Below are 19,940 nucleotides of genomic sequence, written 5' to 3'. Positions count from 1 at the left end.
CACCCCGCTCGCGCTACGCGCGATCAACCCTCCCCCTCCAGGGGAGGGTAAGGCGGAATCGGCGACGGCTCAGTAATTGCCGGCCGCCGCCCCGTTCGGAATGCCGTCGATCGGGCATTCCTCGGTGCCGGGCGTCGAGCGGGTCATTGCCTCGACCATGTCGCGCGTGCCTTCGGGATCCCTGATCCAGTTCTTGTAGAAATCATACGGGCACGCGGCGACGCCGCGCGGGCTGTCGCCGGAATTGATCATGCCGGTGTAGCCGCGGTGAACCAGCTTGTAGAGATGGTTCTGCGACTGGCCGTTGCGGCGCGCGTCGCGGATCAGATGCTTCGACAGCTGCGCGTACTGGATGCCGTAATCCTCCTCGCCGCATTCGCCGAGCGTGCGGCCGTCGAAACCGATGATCGCGGAGTGGCCGAAATAGGAATAGACGCCGTCGAAGCCGGCGGCATTGGCGACCGCGACATAGACGTTGTTGGCCCAGGCCATGGCCTTTGAGATCATGACCTGCTGCTCCTTGGCCGGATACATGTAGCCCTGGCAGCGCACGATCAGCTCCGCGCCCTTCATGGCGCAGTCGCGCCAGATCTCCGGATAATTGCCGTCATCGCAGATGATCAGGCTGACCTTCAGACCCTTGGGCCCCTCGGAGACATAGGTGCAATTGCCGGGGTACCAGCCTTCGATCGGCACCCAGGGCATGATCTTGCGATACTTCTGCACGATCTCGCCCTTGTCGTTCATCAGGATCAGGGTGTTGTAGGGCGCCTTGTGCGGATGCTGCTCGTGACGCTCGCCGGTGAGTGAGAAAACGCCCCACACTTTGGCCTTGCGGCAGGCTTCCGCGAAGATCGCGGTCTCCTCGCCCGGCACCATCGAGGCCGTCTCGTACATCTCCTTGGCATCGTACATGATGCCTTGCGTGGAATATTCCGGGAAGATCACGAGATCCATGCCGGGCAGCCCGACCTTCATGCCGACGATCATGTCGGCGATCTTACGGGCGTTGTCGAGCACCTCGGCCTTGGTGTGCAGGCGGGGCATCTTGTAATTGACCACCGCGACGCCGACCGTGTCGTTGCTGCTGGAGATGTCACCGTGAAGCATGTGGAGCGCTCCTGTTGTCTGATGCTGGCGTGGGTTAGTGGCTGATCATCCAAGGGCGTGCGGTCGGAAAGCCCTTGGCGCCGCTCCTGGTCTTGGTCATCAGCCGCGCCGGCTTTGTCCTGTCCGCCGCGCTCTTGTCCTTCACGGTCTTGCCCGAGGAGCAGCAGCCGCAGCCCGGGCCGTGCGAGGCCTTATATTGCGCCAGCGTCTGCGGCGCGTGCGTGCTGCGTTCGTTGACGGCGTGCGCCTTGCGCTTCTCCGCCGGCATGCAGAAGAAGTTCGGCGCCGTCAGGATGACGCGGGGCGCCATCGTCTCGCAGTGTGGGCAGCTCTGCGGATCGTCGCATTCCGCCATCGGGCGCAGGTCCTTGAAGGGACCGCAATCGTCACAGAGATATTCGTAGACCGGCATCGCATCACCTACGCTCTTGCCTGTTCACACAACTCGCTGCCACCGTGCGTGTGGAGACAGCCCCTCACCCCGGCCCTCTCCCCGTGAGAACGGGGAGAGGGAGCGCGGCGTCATTTGTCCGGCGAGATCGGCATCTGGATGTCGCCGGTGATGTGCTTGATGGGTCCGGCCGCCGACGGCATCACGTCGAAGTCGAAGATCTCGGTCGGCAGCCACAGCGTGGCGCAGGCGTTGGGTACGTCGACCACGCCAGAAATGTGGCCCTGACACGGCGCGGTGCCGAGGATCGAATACGCCTGGGCGCCGGAATAGCCGAACTTCTTCAGATATTCGATAGCGTTGAGGCAGGCCTGGCGATAGGCGATGTGGACGTCGAGATAGTGCTGCTTGCCGGCCTCGTCCACCGAGATGCCCTCGAAGATCAGATAGTCCTTGTAGTTCGGCGTGATCGGCGACGGCTTGAAGATCGGATTCTTGATGCCGTATTTCGACATGCCGTCTTTGATCACTTCCACCTTCAGGTGGAGCCAGCCGGCCATCTCGATCGCACCGCAGAAGGTGATCTCGCCGTCGCCCTGGCTGAAGTGCAGGTCGCCCATCGAAAGGCCCGCGCCGGGGACGTAGACCGGGAAGTAGATCTTCGAGCCGCGCGAGAGATCCTTGATGTCGCAATTGCCGCCATGCTCGCGCGGCGGCACGGTGCGCGCACCCTCGGCGCCGATCTTGGCTTTCACATCGCCCTTGGCGCGGCCGCCATGGGCGGTCGGCGCGAACGGCGGATTGGCAAGGCCGGGCACGCGGGTCGGGTTGGTCGAGATCAGCTCGGCCTCGCGCTTATTCCAGGTGTCCAGCATCTTCGGATCGGGCAGACAGCCGATCAGGCCAGGATGGATCAGACCGGCAAAGTTGACGCCGGGCACGTGACGCGATGAGGTGTAGAGACCCTTGATGTCCCAGATCGACTTCTGCGCCAGCGGGAAATGGTCGGTGAGGAAGCCGCCGCCGTTCTGCTTGGAGAAGAAGCCGTTGAAGCCCCACAGGCTCTCCTTGAGCGGACCGACGTCGAGCAGGTCGACGACGAGAAGGTCGCCGGGCTCGGCGCCCTTGACGCCGATCGGGCCGGAGAGGAAGTGCACGATCGACAGGTCGATGTCGCGCACGTCGTCGGCGGAATCGTTGTTCTTGATGAAGCCGCCGGTCCAGTCATAGGTCTCGATGATGAAATCGTCGCCGGGATTGACCCAGGCCACGATCGGGATGTCGGGGTGCCAGCGGTTGTGCACCATGTCGTTTTCATAGGCCGACTTGGTGAGATCGACCTTGATCAGTGTCTCTGGCATCGAGATGCTCCCCTTTTACACGGTTGGTTAGACGGACAGATATTTCGAGACCTGCGCGGCATCGACGGCATCGCGCGGATCATCGCGCACGATCTCGCCGTTCTCGATCACCAGCACGCGGTCGGCGATGTCGAGCGCGAAGCTCAAGACCTGCTCGGAAACGACGATCGAGAGCCCCTTCTCGTCGCGGATGCGCTTCAACGTGCGCGCCATCTCCTTGATGATCGAGGGCTGGATGCCTTCGGTCGGCTCGTCCAGCAGCAGCACCTTCGGCTTGGTGGCGAGCGCGCGCGCGATCGCCAATTGTTGCTGTTGCCCGCCGGAGAGATTGCCGCCACGGCGGCCCTTCATCTCCAGCAGCACCGGGAACAGTTCGTAGATGTCGTCAGGCACCTCGGAGCCGCCGGAGACGACGAGCCCGGTCTCGATGGTCTCCTTCACCGTCATGGTGGAGAAGATCATGCGGCCCTGCGGCACATAGGCGAGACCCTTGGCGACGCGCTCAAAGCTCTTGAGGTTGCCGAGCTCGGCGCCATCCATGTTCACCGAGCCGCTTTTAGCCGGCAGGATGCCCATCAGCGACTTCATCAGCGTAGTCTTGCCCATGCCGTTGCGGCCCATGATCGCGACGATCTCGTTCGCCGCGACCTTGACGTTGAGCCCGTGCAGCACCTCGCTCTGGCCGTAGGCGACGTGGAGATCGGAAATAGCCAGCATCAGCGTGCTCCTTGCTTCTTGCGCATGATCTTGTCCGGAAACCGGACGCCACTTTCCGGGATCATGCGCTAGTGACCGAGGTACACTTCGATGACCTTGGGATCGTTCTTCACCTTCTCCATCGTCCCCTCCGAGAGGATCTGGCCCTGGTGCAGCACGGTGACCTTGTGCGCGATGTCCTCGACGAACTTCATGTCGTGCTCGATTACCAGCACCGAACGGTTCTTGATGATGCGGTTGAGCAATTCGGCGGTCTTGGCGCGCTCGGACACGCTCATGCCGGCGACGGGCTCGTCGAGCATCAAGAGGTCGGGATCCTGGATCAGCAGCATGCCGATCTCGAGCCACTGCTTCTGGCCGTGGCTGAGCTCGTCGGCATAGGTGTTGAGCTTGTCCTTGAGGAAGATCATCTCCGCGACCTCCTCGACCCGCTCCTTCACCAGCTGGTCGCGCTGGAAGGTCAGAGAGCCGAACACGGTGCGGCCGCGCGGAAACGAGATCTCGAGGTTCTCGAACACGGTGAGATCCTCGAACACCGACGGCGTCTGGAACTTGCGCCCGACGCCGGTCTGCACGATCTCGTTCTCCTTCATCTTCGTGAGCTCCTTGCCACGAAACTGGATCGAGCCCGAGGTCGCCTTGGTCTTGCCGCAGATCAGATCGAGCACCGTGGTCTTGCCGGCGCCGTTGGGGCCGATGATGACGCGGATCTCGTTCTCCTCGACATAGAACGAGAGATCGTTGACCGCCTTGAACCCGTCGAACGAGACGGTGAGGCCGGAGACCGCGAGCAGGAAGTCCTTCGGCTGATGACCGATGAGCATGATCGCCTCCTCACTCTGCCGGCGCGCCGTCGGCGACGGAATTGTCGGTCCAGTTCTCCTTCGCCTTGCGCGAGGCGAACAGCCGGTCGATGCGCGGCTGCACGTAATCGGCCCAGAGCCCGGACAAGCCGTTCGGGAAAGCAAGCACGACCGCGATGAACAGCGCGCCGAGGCCGAACAGCCAGAGTTGCGGGAAGGATTCCGACAGGCTGGTCTTGGCGAAGTTCACCAGGATCGCGCCCCAGACCGCGCCGAAGATCGACATCCGCCCGCCGACCGCGGTGTAGATCACCATCTCGATCGACGGCACGATGCCGACGAAGGACGGCGACATGAAGCCGACGTTGAGCGCGAACATGGCGCCGCCGATCGCGGCGAAGACCGCGGCCATGCAGAAGGCAAAGATCTTGAAATTGGCGACGCTGTAGCCGGAGAAGCGGACGCGGTCCTCCTGCTCGCGCATCGCCACCAGGATGCGGCCGAGCTTGGTCAGGCGGATGAACTGCGCGATGCCGATGCAAGCGAACAGCAATACCACCTCGACGAAGTACAGGATGATCTTGGCGTGATCGGGCCGGATGTCCCAACCCTTCAGCGTGCGCAGGTCCGTCATGCCATTGATGCCGCCGGTATAGCCCTGCTGTCCCACGATCAGGATGGTGAGGATGGCCGCGACGGCCTGGGTGATGATCGCGAAATAGGTGCCGCCGACGCGGCGCTTGAACATCGCGGTGCCGATGATCAGAGCGAACAGGCCGGGCACCAGGATGATGGCGAGGATGGTGAAGGTGAGGCTGTGGAACGGCTGCCAGAAGAACGGCAGCGCCGTGATCTGATTCCAGTCCATGAAATCGGGGATGCCGGGCGTCGACTGTATCTTGGTGTTCTCGACGCTGGAGGCCTCGAGCTTGAGGAACATCGCCATGCAATAGCCGCCGAGGCCGAAGAACACGCCCTGCCCCAGGCTCAAGATGCCGCCATAGCCCCAGCACAGCACGAGGCCGATCGCGACGAAGGCGTAGGTCAGATATTTCGCGACCAGGTTGAGGCGGAAGACATCCAGCGTCAGCGGCAGGATCACGAACAGCACGGCGGCGAGCGCAATGAAGCCCATCAGTTCGGATCGATTGAAGAAGCGTGAGTTGATGATCATGACTTGCCTGCTTCTCGTTATTTGCGGACCTTGAGGGCGAACAGACCCTGCGGCCGCAGCATCAGGATGCCGACGACGGCGAGCAGTGTGAGCACCTTGGCCATCGAGCCCGACATGAAGAACTCGAGCGTCGATTGCGTCTGCGAGATCGAGAAGGCCGAGGCGATGGTGCCGAGCAGGCTGGCGGCGCCGCCGAACACGACGACGAGGAAGGTGTCGACGATGTAGAGCTGCCCCGACGTCGGCCCGGTCGAGCCGATCATGGTGAAGGCGCTGCCGGCGACACCGGCGATGCCGCAGCCGAGGCCGAAGGTGTAGCGGTCGACCTTCTCGGTGTTGATGCCGACCGCGCCGGCCATGATGCGGTTCTGCACGACCGCGCGGACCTGACGGCCCCAGCGCGACATGTAGAGAACGTAGGCGACCGCAATGGTGATCAGCACGGTGAGGCACATCACGAAGACGCCGTTGATCGGCACCTCGATGCTGTCGGTGACGCGCAGCGAGCCCAGCATCCATTGCGGCAGCTCGACGCCAACCTCGCGCGCACCGAACACCGAGCGATATGCCTGCTGCAGCATCAGGCTGAGGCCCCAGGTGGCGAGCAACGTGTCGAGCGGGCGCTTGTAGAGGTGCCGGATCAGCACCCATTCCACCAGCATCCCCAAGGCGCCGGAGGCGAAGAAGGCCAGGATCATCGCGAGGAAGAAGTAGCCGCTGAACAGGCTCGGCAAATTAGCCTGGAAGAGATTGGAGGTCATCCAGGTGACGTAGGCCCCGAGGATCATGAACTCGCCATGGGCCATGTTGATGACACCCATCTGGCCGAAGATGATGGCAAGGCCGAGCGCCATCAGGACATAGACGGAGAACAGGATCAGTCCGGCAAACCCCTGCATGACGAAGATCGAGCCGAGGTCGCCAATCGAATAGTCGCCGAACATCCGTGTCCTCCGTCGGGAAAGGGTCCCGCGTCGCGAGCAGGTTCGCGACGCGGGGGCTTGAGGCATGGACTTGCGATCCACGCCAGGGAGCGGTTTTGCGTTGAGGAGAAAGTGCGGCGGACGCCGCGTCTTAACGGTAACGCTTCTTACTGGTAACCCTTCGGGAACGGATCCGGCTCGACGAGATCGGCGGTCTCGTAGATCAGCTCGAACTGGCCATCGAGCTTGGCGCGCCCCACCCGGGTCTTCGACCAGAGGTGATGGTTCTCATGGATGCGCACATAGCCCTCCGGCGCGCCCTTGAACTCGACGCCTGTCGAAGCCGTGGCGATCTTGTCGACGTCGAAAGAGCCGGCCTTTTCGACCGTCAGCTTCCACAGCCACGGGCCGAGATAGGCAGCCTGGGTGACGTCTCCGATCACGGTCTTCTCGCCCCACATCTTCTTGAACGCCAAGACGAAAGCCTTGTTGTTCGCATTGTCGAGCGACTGGAAGTACTTCATGCAGGCATAGGCGCCCGCGATGTTCTCGCCGCCGATGCCGTCGATCTCGTCCTCGGTCACCGAGATCGTCAGCAGTGCCTGCTTGGAGAGATCGATGCCGGCCGCCTTGAGCTGCTTGTAGAAGGCGACGTTGGAGCCGCCGACGACGTCGGTGAAGATCACGTCCGGCTTGGTCAGCTTGATCTTGTTGATGACCGAATTGAACTGCGTCGAGCCGAGCGCATAATATTCCTCGCCGACCACTTTGCCCTTGAGCACGTTCTCGACGTGCTTGCGCGCGATCTTGTTGGAGGTGCGCGGCCAGATGTAATCCGAGCCGATGAAGAAGAAGGACTTGGCGCCCTTCTCCTTGGCGATCCAGTTCAGGCCGGCGAGAATCTGCTGGGTCGCTTCCTGGCCGGTATAGATGACGTTCTTGGACTGCTCGAGGCCTTCGTAGAAGGTCGGGTAGTAGAGCATGCCGTTATATTGCTCGACGACCGGCAGCACCGCCTTGCGCGAGGCCGAGGTCCAGCAGCCCATGATCGCCGCGACCTTGTCGTTGACGAGGAGCTTCTTCGCCTTCTCGGCGAAGGTCGGCCAGTCCGATGCGCCGTCCTCCTGGATGAACTTGATCTTGCGGCCGAGCACGCCGCCGGCCGCGTTGATCTGCTCGATCGCAAGCTTTTCGGCCTGGATCGAGCCGGTCTCGGAGATCGCCATGGTGCCGGTCGCCGAATGCAGGATGCCGACCGTGACCTCGGTGTCGGTGACGGCCAGACCCGTGGTGTTGACCGCCGAGGTCGCCGGCGCCTGCGCAAATGACCCGCGCGGCAGCATGGTGATGGCCGGGACCGCGGCCATTCCCATCAATAATTTGCGCCGCAGCGGCGACAACAGGCCCTTGTTTGCTTCGTCTGACATGAGCACCCCACTTTTGTTCGAGAACACGCGATTGGTGCCCGTGAGGATGGCTCGAATTTATGCAGCCCACGCATACGCAAGATCGCGTATACTGCACCGCAAAATGCCGACGTAGGCTTGTGGTACGGAATTTGCGAGGGGTCCGGGTCCGTATCGGGAGTGGGGTTAAGTGGCAGGGCGGCAGCGAATAGACCGCGTCAGGCGCCAGTACAATCAATGGGTCGCCAACCAGACGCTGGAAGATTACGCCCTGCGCTTCACCGCCAAGAGCGCGCGGCGCTGGTCCGCCGCCCGCGTCGCCAACACGGCACTGGGCGCGATCTCGTTCCTGGCGATGGAGGCGATCGGCGGGACCATCACGCTGAACTATGGCGTCACCAACGCGACTGCCGCCATCGTCGTGGTTTCCATCATCATCTTCGGCTGCGGGGTGCCTATTGCGTATTATGCCGCCAAATGCGGCATCGACATCGACCTGCTGACGCGGGGGGCCGGCTTCGGTTACATCGGCTCGACCGTCACCTCGCTGATCTACGCCTCCTTCACCTTCATCTTCTTCGCGATCGAGGCCGTGATCCTCGCCTCAGCACTCGAGATGTGCTTCGGGATTCCGCGGCCGGTGGGCTATCTCATCAGCGCCGTCGTCATCATCCCGCTGGTGGCCTACGGCATCACGCTGATCAGCCGCTTCCAATTGTGGACGCAGCCGCTGTGGGTGATCCTTCACATCATTCCGTTTGCCGCGATCGCCTGGCACAACCCGCGCTCCTTTGCGGAGTGGCACAAGTTCTCCGGCGAGCACGGCGACCTCAACGGGCATTTCGATCTCCTGCTGTTCGGCGTTGCGGCCTCGGTCGTGTTCTCGCTGGTGGCGCAGATCGGCGAGCAGGTCGACTTCCTGCGGTTCCTGCCGCGCGACCGCCGCGCCTCCAGGGCCTCCTGGTGGATGGCGCTGATGAGCGCGGGGCCGGGCTGGATCGTGCTGGGCGCGCTGAAGCTGCTGGCGGGCTCGTTCCTCGCCTTCTTCGCACTCAGCCACGGCGTGCCGCCCGAAGAAGCCGCCGAGCCGGCGCACATGTATCTCGAAGCATTCCGCTATGTGCTGTCGCAGCCCGACCTCGCTTTGGCCTTGACCGGCACCTTCGTGATCCTGTCGCAGGTCAAGATCAACGTTACCAACGCCTATGCCGGCTCGATCGCCTGGTCGAATTTCTTCTCGCGCTTGACCCACAGCCATCCCGGGCGCGTGGTCTGGTTGGTCTTCAACGTCGTCGTGGCCCTGCTGCTGATGGAGATCGGCGTCTACAAGGCCCTGGAGCAGACGCTGGCGCTCTATTCCAACGTCGCGATCGCCTGGGTCGGCGCGCTGGTCGCCGACCTCGTCATCAACAAGCCGCTCGGACTGCGGCCGCAGCAGATCGAGTTCAAGCGCGCGCATCTCTACGACGTCAATCCGGTCGGCGTGGGAGCGATGACGATCGCGACCATCGTCTCGATCAGCGCCTTCTACGGCCTGTTCGGGCCGACCGCGAAGGCGCTGTCGGCCTTCATCGCGCTCGCCGCGGCCTTCCTCACGGCGCCGTTGATCGCCTGGGCCACGGGCGGCAAGTACTACATCGCGCGCAAGCCGAAGCGGAGCTGGCAGAACATCGAGGCGATCCAGTGCTGCATCTGCGAGCACTCGTTCGAGCCGGAGGACATGGCCTCCTGCCCCGCTTACGCCGGCCCGATCTGCTCGCTGTGCTGTTCGCTGGACGCGCGCTGCCACGATCTCTGCAAGCCGCATGCGAGATTCCAGGCGCAGGTGTCGGAAACGCTGGGCCGGCTGATGCCGCAGCCGATCTACGCCCGGATCAACTCGCAAGTGGGCCACTATATAGGCGTGTTCGTGGTCTCCGCCGGGCTGATCGCCCTGGTGCTGGGACTCATCTATCTACAGACGTCGGCGAACGTGCACGGCGACAACGAGCTCGTGTCCGACGTGCTCTGGAAGGTGTTCTTCTCGCTCAGCATCATCATCGGCGTGGTGGCGTGGCTGTTCGTGCTGGCGCAGCAGAGCCGCCGCGCCGCCGAGGCCGAGACGCGGCGGCAGACCGCGCTGCTGATCCAGGAGATCGACGCGCACAAGCGCACCGATGCCGAGCTCCAGCGTGCCAAGGAGGTCGCCGAATCCGCCAACCTCGCCAAGAGCCGCTATGTGGTCGGGCTGAGCCACGAGCTGCGCTCGCCGCTCAATGCGATCAGCGGCTATGCGCAACTGCTCGAGCAGGATACGACTCTCGGCGCCAAGCCGCGCGACCAGGTCCGCGTCGTCCGCCGCAGCGCCGACCATCTCTCCGGCCTGATCGACGGCATCCTGGACATCTCCAAGATCGAGGCGGGGCGGCTGTACCTGTCGCGCGACGAGGTGCGCTTGAGCGAGTTCCTCGACCAGCTCGTCGGCATGTTCCGCCTCCAGGCCGCCGCCAAGGGCATCGACTTCGTGTTCAGGCGGCCGCCGACGCTGCCGCGGGTGGTCTATGCCGACGAGAAGCGGCTGCGTCAGGTGCTGATCAACCTGCTCTCGAACGCCATCAAGTTCACCCAGTCCGGCAGCGTGCAGTTCGTGGTGCACTACCGCAGCCCGGTCGCCGAGTTCGAGGTGATCGACACCGGCCCGGGCATCCAGGGCGGCGACCTCGAACGTATCTTCGCACCATTCGAGCGGGGTGCGCTCGGCGCGTCGCAGCCGCAGACCGGCACCGGCCTCGGGCTCACCATCAGCCGCCTGCTCGCCGGCGTGATGGGCGGGGACATCAAGGTCACGAGCACGGTCGGCACCGGCTCGACCTTCAGGGTCAAGATCCTGCTCTCGGAGGTCGCCAATCCCCAGCGGATCGCGCCGGTGGAGGCGCCGGTCTCAGGCTATCACGGCCCGCGCAAGACCATCCTCGTCACCGACGACGATCCCGTGCATCGCGACCTCCTGCGCGAGGTGCTGACGCCGCTCGGCTTCATCCTGCTCAGCGCACCCGACGGCGCCGGCTGCCTCGCATTGGCGCAGCATTGCCGGCCCGATCTGTTCCTGCTCGACATCTCGATGCCTGCCATGGACGGCTGGGCGGTCGCCGAGGCCTTGCGCGCCAGCGGCCATCATCAGGCCCGCATCCTGATGGTGTCGGCAAGCGCGCTCGAGGCTCATGGCACGCCGCTGGCGCAGCCCTTCCACGACGGCTACCTGATGAAGCCGATCGACATCCCGCGGCTGCTGGCGACGATTCGCCAGCTTCTCAAGATCGAATGGCAATACGGCTCGCATGAGATCGCGGTGCCGTTCTGGCATCCGGAGACCGGATCGAAGCCGCCGCTGCGGCACATCGAGGCGCTGATCGGGCTCGGCCAGATCGGCTACGTCAAGGGCATCCAGCTGAAGCTGGACGAGATCGGCAGCGAGCACCCCGAGCATGCCGACTTCGTCGCGCAGATGCGGTCGCTGGTCGATCGCTTCGATCTCGACCAGTACATGGACACATTGAAGACGTTGCATGCTTATGAGCATTGAATCGAAGAAGCGCGACGTCGCGCTCGTCGTCGACGATTCCCCGGAGACGCTCCGGCTGCTCACCGACGCGCTCGACGGCGCCGGCATGACGGTGATGGTGGCGCTCGACGGCGCCGCGGCGATGCGCATCATCGACCAGATCACGCCCGACATCATCCTGCTCGATGCCGTGATGCCCGGCATCGACGGCTTCGAGACCTGCCGCCGGCTCAAGCGCGATGCGGGTCTCGCCAATGTCCCAGTCATCTTCATGACGGGTCTGGCCGAAACCGAGCACATCGTGCGTGGATTGGAGGCCGGCGGCGTCGACTACGTGACCAAGCCGATCGTGATCGAGGAGATGCTCGCGCGCATCCGGGTCCATCTCGGCAATGCCCGGCTGACCCAGAGCGCGCGCGCCGCGCTCGACGTCTCCGGCCGTTTCCTGTTCGCGGTCAATCGCCAGGGCAGCGTGCTGTGGGCGACGCCGCAGGCGCAGAAGCTGCTATCCGATCATCACGGCGCGCAGGCCGACGACTTCGTGCTGCCGCCGGCGCTGCTGCAATGGCTCGAGCAGGCGAAGGCCAAGAGCGGCTCGAAATCCCAGGCCGCGTCGCTGCCCGATAATCCGCAGCTCCGCTTCTATTACATGGGCGAGACCGCGCCGAACGAATTCCTGCTGCGGCTGTCCAAGGAAGCCGGCACCGCGCTGCCGCCCGAATTCACCAGCGAGCTCGGCCTCACCACGCGCGAAGGCGAGGTGCTGGCCTGGCTCAGCAAGGGCAAGACCAACCGCGACATCGCGCAAATTCTGGGCCTCAGCCCGCGCACCGTCGACAAGCACCTGGAGCAGATCTACGCCAAGCTCGGCGTCGAGAACCGGACCGCCGCGGCCGCGATCGCCGCGAATGCGACGCGGCGGAATTCCTAGCGGCTCTCCAGGTGAGTTGGTAGGCCCATTCACCCAACGAACGGTCGTCGTCCCGGACAAGCGCGCCTCAAGCGCGCGCCGATCCGGGACCCATAACCCCAGGGAGTAGTTTGGCGAAGACTCGGAGTGACCAGCTCTCTCAACAACCACCGGCTGGGAGTATGGGTCCCGGGCTCGCTTCGCGCTCCGGGACGACGGTGGAGTGTGTGGCGGGCGCCGCCGCCCCTCACACACGAGCCCTCAACCAGACGAGCTCATCACCCATACACAAACGCCTTGTCGTCCAGGTCCGTCTTCGGAATCTCGTCCTTCTCGGTCCAGTAATCCTGGCTGTGCTGCCATTCCGGCTTGTCGCCGCGCTTGGGCAGCAGGTTCATGTTGCGCATCATGTAGCCGGGGTTGAAGTTTTCCGGATCGATCCAGGGCAGGATCGGCATATTGTGGTCTTCAGGTCGCAGCTTGACCTCGACCTTCTTTGCACCCTTCGCCTTCATGTGCCCGAGCAGCCGGCAAACGAAATCGGCGACGAGATCGACGCGCAGCGTCCAGCTGGCGCGGAAATAGCCGAACACCCAGACCATGTTCGGCACGCCCGTGAACATCATGCCGCGATAGGTGACGGTGTCGCCGAAGGCCAGCGGCTTGCCGTCGATCTCGAAGGCGATATCGCCGAGCGCGGCAAGATTGAAGCCGGTCGCTGTGACGACGACATCGGCCTCAAGCAGCTTGCCGGACTTGAGCTGGATGCCATTCTCGACGAAGCATTCGATCTCGTCGGTGACGACGGAGGCCTTGCCGCTGGCGATGCCCTTGAACAAATCGGCATCCGGAACGAAGGCGATGCGCTGCCGCCACGGCCGGTATTTTGGCGTGAAATGGGTCTCGACGTCGTAGTCGGGACCGAGCACGGCGCTGATCTGGCCGATCAGCTCCTTCTTCACCTGCTCGGGCTTGGACACGCAGAGCTTGGTGAACGCATCCTGCTCGAACAGGATCTTGCGCCGCACGATCTCGTGGATCCAGGCTTCATCGACCTGCAACCGGCGCAGCTCTTCCGCGATCTCGATGGCGTTGCGGCCGAGGCGGAAATAGGTCGGCGAGCGCTGCAGCATGGTGACATGGGCGCACTTGTCGGTGATGTTCGGCACCAGTGTTGCCGCGGTCGCGCCCGAGCCGATCACGACGACCTTCTTGTTCGTGAGGTCGATATCGTCGGGCCAGGTCTGGGGATGGACGATGCGGCCCTTGAAACGGTCCATGCCCTTCCATTCCGGCGTGTAGCCTTCGGAATGGCGATAATAGCCCTGGCACATCCAGAGGAAGTTCGCCGTGAAGGTCCTGGGCTCGCCGGTGTCGGTCGTCACGGCGTCGATGGTCCAGAGATTCTGCTCGCTCGACCAGCTCGCGGAATTGATCTTGTGCTTGTAGCGAATGTGCCGCGCGATATCGTTGTCGTCGATCACCTCCTTCATATAGGAGAGGATCTCTTCGGCGGTCGCAATCGGCGGGCCGACCCAAGGCTTGAAGCTGTAGCCGAAAGTGTGGAGATCGCTGTCGGAGCGAATACCGGGATAGCGATGTGTGCTCCAGGTGCCGCCGAATGTTTCCTGGGTCTCCAGGATGACGTAGCTCGTGCCCGGCAGCTGCTTCTGGATGTGATAGGCGCTACCGATGCCGGAGATGCCGGCGCCGACGATCAGCACGTCGAAATGTTCAGAAGCCTGTTTGGCCGTGGCGTGACTGCGAACAGCGACATTCATTGTTGCTTCTATGCCTTGCTTGTCTTTGTGGCCGTCCTTGATTGGACGGCGCGTTTCCTCCGCGACGGGCATGATCACCCGCCGCGCCTCCGCTTCAAAATGACATAGATCAAGTCGCGGTCAAATCACAGTGCCGCACCCCAGCTCCGCGCGGTCTGCACGATCCAGTCGCGATAGAGCGTTAGCGGCGTCACGCCGGTCAAGCCGCCGCAACCGGCGGCGCCGTTCGGTCCTGTCGACCAGCTGATGAGGCCGACGAGCACGGGACCGTTCGACCTGTCCTCGAACACGGGGCCGCCGGAATCGCCGGTGCAGGCGCCAATTCCGCCGCGAACACCGTTGGTTACGGGATCGACCAGACGAATCTGCAGCGTGCCGGGCTGCCCGGTTGCAACGAGGCCGGACACGCGCGTGGTGCCGCCGCTCTTGCCATCACCGAGAACCGCGACGCCGATGCCGGCGACGACGAAGCGACTGCCGACCTGAATTGGAATCGTGGGCATGCCGACCGTCACCGTGGATTTTCCCTTCAGTGGAATTTCCAACTGCAGCAGCGCCACGTCGGCGGTGGCGCGATGCGCCTGCATCGCCTGCATGTTGAAGTTCGGATGGGTCGCGACGGTGCGCACGTTCAGCAATTGCGGCTGGCCGTCGCCGCCGCGATCGACCACCTTGTAATCCGCGCCCGGCTGCACGCAATGGGCGACCGTCAACACCAGCCTCGGGGCGATCAGACTGCCGGTGCAGAAATTGCCGCGCGAGCCGACGATGGTGACGACGGCGCGGGCGACGCCATCTGCCTGCGGCGTGCCGCCGCCGACGATGGCGTGAGCGGGCGCAGCGAGCAGCAGCGTAGCTGCGATGAGGGTGGCGAGCTTCTTCATGGGAACACGCATCGGCATCGATGAAGGCGGGCGATTGCTTCGGACTGGCTCTTGCCGATAGCGCATGCTAGCCCTCTTGGAAAGCAATTGACGAGGGCAGGACATTGGCGATCGAGGCGGTGATCTTTGATTTCGGCGGCGTGCTGACGAGCTCGCCCTTCGAGGCGTTCACGCGGTTCGAGACCGAGCGCGGCCTGCCCGCCGATATCATCCGGCGCACCAACGCCGCCAATCATCTGGAAAACGCCTGGGCCAAATTCGAGCGGGCCGAGGTCGACATCGAGACGTTCGACGCATTGTTCGCCGCCGAATCGCTCGCGCTCGGTGCGGAGGTGCGCGGCCGAGACGTGCTGCCGCTGCTGCAGGGCGATCTGCGCCCGGAGATGGTCGAGGCCCTGAAGCGCATCAAGGCGCAATTCAAGACCGGCTGCATCACCAACAATCTGCCGGCCAACGCGATCGGCAGCATGACGGGACGTTCTCTCTACATCGCCGAAGTCATGGTGCTGTTCGATCACGTCATCGAATCCGCCAAGATCGGTCTGCGCAAACCCGATCCACGCATCTACCAGATGATGGTCGAGACGCTGAAGGTCGATCCGAACAATTGCGTCTATCTCGACGATCTCGGCGTCAACCTGAAGCCGGCGCGTCAGATGGGCATGACCACGATCAAGGTGACGAGCGGGGCGCAGGCGATCGCGGAGCTGGAGACGGCGACGGGGCTGAAGCTGGGGTAGTTCGACATACGCCGTCATTGCGAGCGCAGCGAAGCAATCCAGAGTCTTTCCGCGGAGGGAGTCTGGATTGCTTCGCTGCGCTCGCAATGACGGTTGTGGCGAGATATCGCCCGACCAAATCTACTTCGCCGCCGTAGAGATCCGCTCCGGAAATGCCGACGCCAGCGCGGCGCGATCCGGCTTCAGCACGCCGCGCTCGGTGATGAGACCGGTGACGAGCCGCGCCGGCGTCACGTCGAAGGCGTAATTCGCGACCGGCGAGTTTTCGGGCACGATGCGTACCGTCTCCAGCCGGCCGTCCGCGGTGCGGCCGGTCATGTCGGTGACCTCCACGCCGCTGCGCTGTTCGATCGGGATGTCGCGGATACCGTCATGGACGGCGAAATCGATCGTCGGCGACGGCAGCGCGACGTAGAACGGCACACCGTTGTCATGCGCGGCAAGCGCCTTCAGGTAAGTGCCGATCTTGTTGCAGACGTCGCCATTGGCGGCGACGCGGTCGGTGCCGACGATGGCGAGATCGACCATGCCGTGCTGCATCAGGTGCCCGCCGGTATTGTCCGGGATCACCGTGTGCGGCACGCCGTGATGGCCAAGCTCCCAGGCCGTGAGCGAGGCGCCCTGGTTGCGCGGACGGGTCTCGTCGACCCAGACATGGATCTTGATGCCGCGCTCATGCGCGAGATAGATCGGCGCCGTCGCCGTGCCCCAGTCGACGGTGGCGAGCCAGCCGGCGTTGCAATGGGTCAGCACGTTGACGACTTCGCCCGGCTTCTTCGCCGCGGTCGCCTCGATCAGCTTCAGGCCGTTGTCGGCAATGCCGCGGTTGATCTCAACGTCCTGCTCGGCGATCTCGTCGGCGCGCGCATAGGCAGCTTCCGCCCGTTCCACCGGATCGATCGGCGCGAGCGCCGCGCGCATCTCGTCCAGCGCCCACTTCAGGTTGATCGCGGTCGGCCGCGCCACGACCAGCGTGTCATAGGCGCGTTGCAGCCCGGCGTCGGAAGCGTCCTCGCGCATCGCGAGCGCCATGCCGTAGGCGGCGGTGGCACCGATCAGCGGCGCGCCGCGCACCAGCATGTCCCTGATAGCAACGGCCGCATCTTCACACGAGGTCAGCCGCGCAACGACGAATTCATGCGGCAGCCGGCGCTGATCGATCGCGCCGACCGACCAGCCGTCGCGCTCGCGCCAGATGCTGCGGAAATGCTTGCCGTCGACCTTCATGGCATTCTGCCTTTTCGTTTGTCTTGCGTCTCACGCTCGCAGGATGCGCCCGGCCACCGCATCGAGCTTCTTCAGGAGCTCGGGATCGCGCGCCTCGGGCGCCGTGATCAGCGCGGTGTCGAGCGCACGGTCCGAACCGATCGGGCACGGCTCGTGCTCACGCGGAAAATCCTTGGCCAACCGCGCCACCAGCGCCTTCGCCTTGTCGGCGTTCGAATTCAGCACGCGGATGATGTCCTGCACGGTGACCGCATCGTGGTCGGGATGCCAGCAGTCGAAATCCGTCACCATGGCGACAGTGGCGTAACAGATCTCCGCCTCACGGGCGAGCTTGGCTTCGGGCATATTGGTCATGCCGATCACCGAGTAGCCCAGCGTCTTGTAGGTCATGCTTTCCGCGTAAGTGGAGAATTGCGGCCCTTCCATGCAGACATAAGTGCCGCCGCGCGCGATCGAGATGCCTTCCGCTTCCGCGGCGGCCGCCAGATGGATGCGCAGCCGCGGCGAGACCGGGTGCGCCATCGACACATGCGCGACGCAGCCGCGGCCGAAGAACGAGCTCTCGCGCTTATGGGTGCGATCGACGAATTGATCGACGAGAACGAAGGTCCCAGGGGGCAGTTCCTCCCTGAAGGAACCGCAGGCCGAGAGCGAGATCAAATCGGTGACGCCGGCGCGCTTCAGCACGTCGATGTTGGCGCGATAATTGATGTCGGAGGGGGACAGCCGGTGCCCCTTGTCATGCCGGGGCAGGAACACGATCGGCAGGCCGGCGATGGAGCCACGCCTTAAAGGAGCCGACGGCTCGCCCCAGGGGCTCTCGATCACCTCTTCGCGCGCACCCTCTAAGCCGGGCAGGTCATATATGCCCGAGCCGCCGATGATGCCCAATACCGCCTGCGTCATGCCTGCTCCACCCTGTCCGCCTCATGGTGACATGGTTAAGCTATGCCAGTTTTGCGGCGGATTTGGAACGGGGGATCGTCTCGTTGAGCGTCATTGCGAGGAGCGCAGCGACGAAGCAATCCAGACCGCCACCTCGGAGGCAGTCTGGATTGCTTCGCTTCGCTCGCAATGACGGAGGAGAGAGTCGGATTAGGCCGCGGTCGCCGGCTGGAGCTGCATCGCGACCATCCGCTCCAGCGTCTCGACGGACTGGAAATTCTCCGGCGTGATCTCGGACTGCGGAATGGTGAAGTCGAATTCGGCCTCGACGCCGAGCATGAGATTGACCATGTCCATCGAGGTCAGGCCGATATCGACGAGCTTGGCCGAAGGTGTAACCTCTGCGGTGAGCGAATTCTGTTCGAGAATGCCCTTCACCAGCTTGGTGATGCGGTTGCGCAAAACGGTATCGAAGGCCTGCATCGGCAAATTTCCATTTGTCTATCGGGGTCGGACCGGACTGCCGGCTACGATGGGTGCGGGCTGCCGGTCCTGCAATGGGCGGCACCAATACTTCGCGTTTCTTAGTAAACGATGACTCAGATTGTCGGAAATCCAACCTTCTTCCAGAGTCCTAACGCGATACCGGAAAATCCGGCGATGCGAACAACCGGACCTTAACTGTTCGTTCGGAATTGGGTTTTGTTTACCCTCTATTTCATCGACGAATTTGAATTAAATCCGTAGCCTCGTCTCACAAGCAAAGATGGCTGGAGGATCGCCTCAAGCGGCATCGCGAATGATGCCGGCGATCTCGAACGGCAAACCGGAGGCGGACGAGCATGAACGTGCGTGAAGCAGTCCTCACTGTCGACGAAATGCAGACGAGCTTTCTCGAGCAGGGTCCCTCCCTGATCGAGCGCGCCGCCCGGACCGCCGCAGCGGCCGCGGCCGACGCCGACGAGGTCGATCGCGACGCCCGCTTCCCGCACCGGGCTTTCGACGTCGCACGCGAGCAGAAGCTGCTCGGCGTGATGATTCCGGTCGAGTTCGGCGGCTTCGGCGCCTCGATCCATGACGTCACCGACATCTGCTACACGCTCGGACGCGCCTGCGCGTCCACGGCGATGATCTACGCGATGCACCAGACCAAGGTCGCCTGCGTCATCAGGCACGGCCATGGAATCCCCTGGATGGAGACCATGATGCGCCGGGTCGCCCGCGACCAGTGGCTGCTCGCCTCCTCCACCACCGAAGGCCAGAACGGCGGCAACATCCGCGCCAGCGCGGCTGCGGTCGACCATGCCGGCGATACCGTCTCGCTGGTGCGCGACGCCACCGTGATCTCCTACGGCGCCGAAGCCGATGGCCTCGTCACCATCGCCCGCCGCGCCACCGAAGCCGCCGCCTCCGACCAGGTGCTGCTGGCGCTCGCCAAGGACGATTATTCGCTGAAGCGGACGCTGGGCTGGGAAACGCTCGGCATGCGCGGCACCTGCTCGACCGGGTTCGAGCTGAAGGTCGACTGCCCCGCCGACCGCATCTTCCCGGAATCCTATGACAAGATCCACGCCCAGACCATGACGCCGTTCGCGCATCTGTGCTGGTCGTCGGCCTGGGCCGGCATCGCCGCTGCGGCGGTGACGCGCGCGCAGGCCTTCATCCGCAAGGCGGCCCGCTCGTCCGGCGGACAGATGCCCCCGGCCGCGGCGCACTTCACCGCCGCCAAGATGTCGCTGGCCAAGCTGCGCGCGCTGATATCAGCCAATATCGACGCTTTCGCCCGCGTCGAGCATGACGAGCGTGCTCTGAGCTCGCTCTACTTCCAGTCCTCGATCACGCTCTTGAAGGTGCAGGCCTCCGAGCTCGCGGTCGAGACCGTGATGCACGCGATGCGCACCGCGGGACTTGCCGGCTATCGCAACGACGGCGAGTTCACCATGGGCCGTCACCTCCGCGACGTGCTGTCGTCGCCGATCATGATCAACAACGACCGGATCCTGGCCAATGCCGCGACATCGACATTGATGAGCGGGGTGCCGGCGAGCCTTCGCGACTGACGTACCTCCGCGGCCGATTCAACAAGA

General features: G+C 63.8%; 17 protein-coding genes. 4 read left to right on the top strand and 13 right to left on the bottom strand.

Annotated elements, in window-relative coordinates; all coding sequences use genetic code 11:
- Nucleotides 1–69: 69 nt before the first annotated feature.
- The 8 genes from I6F21_RS26710 to urtA all read right to left on the bottom strand — a co-directional run bounded on the left by I6F21_RS26710 (nt 70) and on the right by urtA (nt 7,906).
- Nucleotides 70–1,110 carry an aliphatic amidase gene (locus I6F21_RS26710; RefSeq protein WP_225183701.1) on the bottom strand — a complete coding sequence of 347 codons (1,041 nt, stop codon included), beginning with the start codon at nt 1,108–1,110 and terminating at the stop codon, nt 70–72.
- 34 nt (nt 1,111–1,144) lie between these two features.
- The gene (locus I6F21_RS26705) at nt 1,145–1,522 is read right to left on the bottom strand and encodes a zinc ribbon domain-containing protein (RefSeq protein WP_057025956.1); all 378 of its coding nucleotides are present in this window, start codon (nt 1,520–1,522) and stop codon (nt 1,145–1,147) included.
- Between the two features lie 110 nt (nt 1,523–1,632).
- Nucleotides 1,633–2,862, bottom strand: coding sequence for a formamidase (fmdA, locus tag I6F21_RS26700; RefSeq protein WP_028133835.1), 1,230 nt, complete (start codon nt 2,860–2,862; stop codon nt 1,633–1,635).
- 27 nt (nt 2,863–2,889) lie between these two features.
- Nucleotides 2,890–3,579: an urea ABC transporter ATP-binding subunit UrtE gene (gene urtE, locus I6F21_RS26695; RefSeq protein ID WP_225183700.1), complete on the bottom strand. Its 690-nt coding sequence runs from the start codon at nt 3,577–3,579 to the stop codon at nt 2,890–2,892.
- A 68-nt stretch (nt 3,580–3,647) separates the two neighbouring features.
- Nucleotides 3,648–4,403 carry an urea ABC transporter ATP-binding protein UrtD gene (gene urtD, locus I6F21_RS26690; protein ID WP_057025953.1) on the bottom strand — a complete coding sequence of 252 codons (756 nt, stop codon included), beginning with the start codon at nt 4,401–4,403 and terminating at the stop codon, nt 3,648–3,650.
- Between the two features lie 10 nt (nt 4,404–4,413).
- Nucleotides 4,414–5,556 (bottom strand): urea ABC transporter permease subunit UrtC, encoded by a 1,143-nt coding sequence (gene urtC / locus I6F21_RS26685; protein ID WP_225113327.1) that lies wholly within the window; start codon nt 5,554–5,556, stop codon nt 4,414–4,416.
- A gap of 17 nt (nt 5,557–5,573) precedes the next feature.
- The gene (gene urtB / locus I6F21_RS26680) at nt 5,574–6,500 is read right to left on the bottom strand and encodes an urea ABC transporter permease subunit UrtB (protein WP_225141260.1); all 927 of its coding nucleotides are present in this window, start codon (nt 6,498–6,500) and stop codon (nt 5,574–5,576) included.
- 146 nt (nt 6,501–6,646) lie between these two features.
- The gene (gene urtA, locus I6F21_RS26675; protein ID WP_225183699.1) at nt 6,647–7,906 is read right to left on the bottom strand and encodes an urea ABC transporter substrate-binding protein; all 1,260 of its coding nucleotides are present in this window, start codon (nt 7,904–7,906) and stop codon (nt 6,647–6,649) included.
- Nucleotides 7,907–8,075: 169 nt separating this feature from the next.
- Between urtA and I6F21_RS26670 the strand changes: the two genes are divergently transcribed.
- Nucleotides 8,076–11,447, top strand: a complete 3,372-nt coding sequence (locus I6F21_RS26670; RefSeq protein WP_225183698.1) for an ATP-binding protein — start codon at nt 8,076–8,078, stop codon at nt 11,445–11,447.
- Complete coding sequence (locus I6F21_RS26665; protein WP_225183704.1) at nt 11,437–12,357, top strand: response regulator; 921 nt, start codon at nt 11,437–11,439, stop codon at nt 12,355–12,357. The genes I6F21_RS26670 and I6F21_RS26665 overlap by 11 nt, the downstream gene beginning before the upstream one ends.
- Before the next feature lie 257 nt (nt 12,358–12,614).
- Here the strand turns inward: I6F21_RS26665 and I6F21_RS26660 are convergent, their stop codons facing one another.
- Together I6F21_RS26660 and I6F21_RS26655 are read right to left on the bottom strand one after the other, a co-directional pair.
- Nucleotides 12,615–14,117: an NAD(P)/FAD-dependent oxidoreductase gene (locus I6F21_RS26660; protein WP_057025995.1), complete on the bottom strand. Its 1,503-nt coding sequence runs from the start codon at nt 14,115–14,117 to the stop codon at nt 12,615–12,617.
- Between the two features lie 125 nt (nt 14,118–14,242).
- A complete protein-coding gene (locus I6F21_RS26655) occupies nt 14,243–15,001 on the bottom strand; it encodes a trypsin-like serine protease (protein WP_225183697.1) in 759 nt (252 codons plus the stop codon).
- Nucleotides 15,002–15,105: 104 nt separating this feature from the next.
- Between I6F21_RS26655 and I6F21_RS26650 the strand changes: the two genes are divergently transcribed.
- Complete coding sequence (locus tag I6F21_RS26650; protein ID WP_036002146.1) at nt 15,106–15,741, top strand: HAD-IA family hydrolase; 636 nt, start codon at nt 15,106–15,108, stop codon at nt 15,739–15,741.
- Nucleotides 15,742–15,861: 120 nt separating this feature from the next.
- Here I6F21_RS26650 and mtnA read toward each other — a convergent pair whose 3' ends face one another.
- The 3 genes from mtnA to I6F21_RS26635 form a co-directional block, all read right to left on the bottom strand.
- Nucleotides 15,862–16,968 (bottom strand): S-methyl-5-thioribose-1-phosphate isomerase, encoded by a 1,107-nt coding sequence (gene mtnA / locus I6F21_RS26645; RefSeq protein WP_036023918.1) that lies wholly within the window; start codon nt 16,966–16,968, stop codon nt 15,862–15,864.
- 30 nt (nt 16,969–16,998) lie between these two features.
- A complete protein-coding gene (locus tag I6F21_RS26640) occupies nt 16,999–17,874 on the bottom strand; it encodes an S-methyl-5'-thioadenosine phosphorylase (protein ID WP_036023920.1) in 876 nt (291 codons plus the stop codon).
- Nucleotides 17,875–18,063: 189 nt separating this feature from the next.
- Nucleotides 18,064–18,336, bottom strand: a complete 273-nt coding sequence (locus tag I6F21_RS26635) for a phosphopantetheine-binding protein (RefSeq protein WP_036023922.1) — start codon at nt 18,334–18,336, stop codon at nt 18,064–18,066.
- 359 nt (nt 18,337–18,695) lie between these two features.
- Here I6F21_RS26635 and I6F21_RS26630 point away from each other — a divergent pair, with 359 nt between their 5' ends.
- Nucleotides 18,696–19,913, top strand: coding sequence for an acyl-CoA dehydrogenase family protein (locus I6F21_RS26630; RefSeq protein WP_036023923.1), 1,218 nt, complete (start codon nt 18,696–18,698; stop codon nt 19,911–19,913).
- The last annotated feature ends 27 nt before the right edge of the window (nt 19,914–19,940 follow it).

Source organism: Bradyrhizobium sp. NBAIM03 (assembly GCF_020194055.1).
In the GTDB taxonomy this organism is placed as follows: domain Bacteria; phylum Pseudomonadota; class Alphaproteobacteria; order Rhizobiales; family Xanthobacteraceae; genus Bradyrhizobium; species Bradyrhizobium yuanmingense.
The sequence above is the reverse complement of the archived record's forward strand: the minus strand, read 5'-3'. Positions and strand labels throughout refer to the sequence as shown.

What these genes read in the sequence shown, in the direction of transcription:
- I6F21_RS26710 (WP_225183701.1), bottom strand. Translation starts at nt 1,110, where the DNA reads ATGCTTCACGGTGACATCTCCAGCAGCAACGACACGGTCGGCGTCGCG.
- I6F21_RS26705 (WP_057025956.1), bottom strand. Translation starts at nt 1,522, where the DNA reads ATGCCGGTCTACGAATATCTCTGTGACGATTGCGGTCCCTTCAAGGAC.
- fmdA (WP_028133835.1), bottom strand. Translation starts at nt 2,862, where the DNA reads ATGCCAGAGACACTGATCAAGGTCGATCTCACCAAGTCGGCCTATGAA.
- urtE (WP_225183700.1), bottom strand. Translation starts at nt 3,579, where the DNA reads ATGCTGGCTATTTCCGATCTCCACGTCGCCTACGGCCAGAGCGAGGTG.
- urtD (WP_057025953.1), bottom strand. Translation starts at nt 4,403, where the DNA reads ATGCTCATCGGTCATCAGCCGAAGGACTTCCTGCTCGCGGTCTCCGGC.
- urtC (WP_225113327.1), bottom strand. Translation starts at nt 5,556, where the DNA reads ATGATCATCAACTCACGCTTCTTCAATCGATCCGAACTGATGGGCTTC.
- urtB (WP_225141260.1), bottom strand. Translation starts at nt 6,500, where the DNA reads ATGTTCGGCGACTATTCGATTGGCGACCTCGGCTCGATCTTCGTCATG.
- urtA (WP_225183699.1), bottom strand. Translation starts at nt 7,906, where the DNA reads ATGTCAGACGAAGCAAACAAGGGCCTGTTGTCGCCGCTGCGGCGCAAA.
- I6F21_RS26665 (WP_225183704.1), top strand. Translation starts at nt 11,437, where the DNA reads ATGAGCATTGAATCGAAGAAGCGCGACGTCGCGCTCGTCGTCGACGAT.
- I6F21_RS26660 (WP_057025995.1), bottom strand. Translation starts at nt 14,117, where the DNA reads ATGAATGTCGCTGTTCGCAGTCACGCCACGGCCAAACAGGCTTCTGAA.
- I6F21_RS26655 (WP_225183697.1), bottom strand. Translation starts at nt 15,001, where the DNA reads ATGAAGAAGCTCGCCACCCTCATCGCAGCTACGCTGCTGCTCGCTGCG.
- mtnA (WP_036023918.1), bottom strand. Translation starts at nt 16,968, where the DNA reads ATGAAGGTCGACGGCAAGCATTTCCGCAGCATCTGGCGCGAGCGCGAC.
- I6F21_RS26640 (WP_036023920.1), bottom strand. Translation starts at nt 17,874, where the DNA reads ATGACGCAGGCGGTATTGGGCATCATCGGCGGCTCGGGCATATATGAC.
- I6F21_RS26635 (WP_036023922.1), bottom strand. Translation starts at nt 18,336, where the DNA reads ATGCAGGCCTTCGATACCGTTTTGCGCAACCGCATCACCAAGCTGGTG.
- I6F21_RS26630 (WP_036023923.1), top strand. Translation starts at nt 18,696, where the DNA reads ATGAACGTGCGTGAAGCAGTCCTCACTGTCGACGAAATGCAGACGAGC.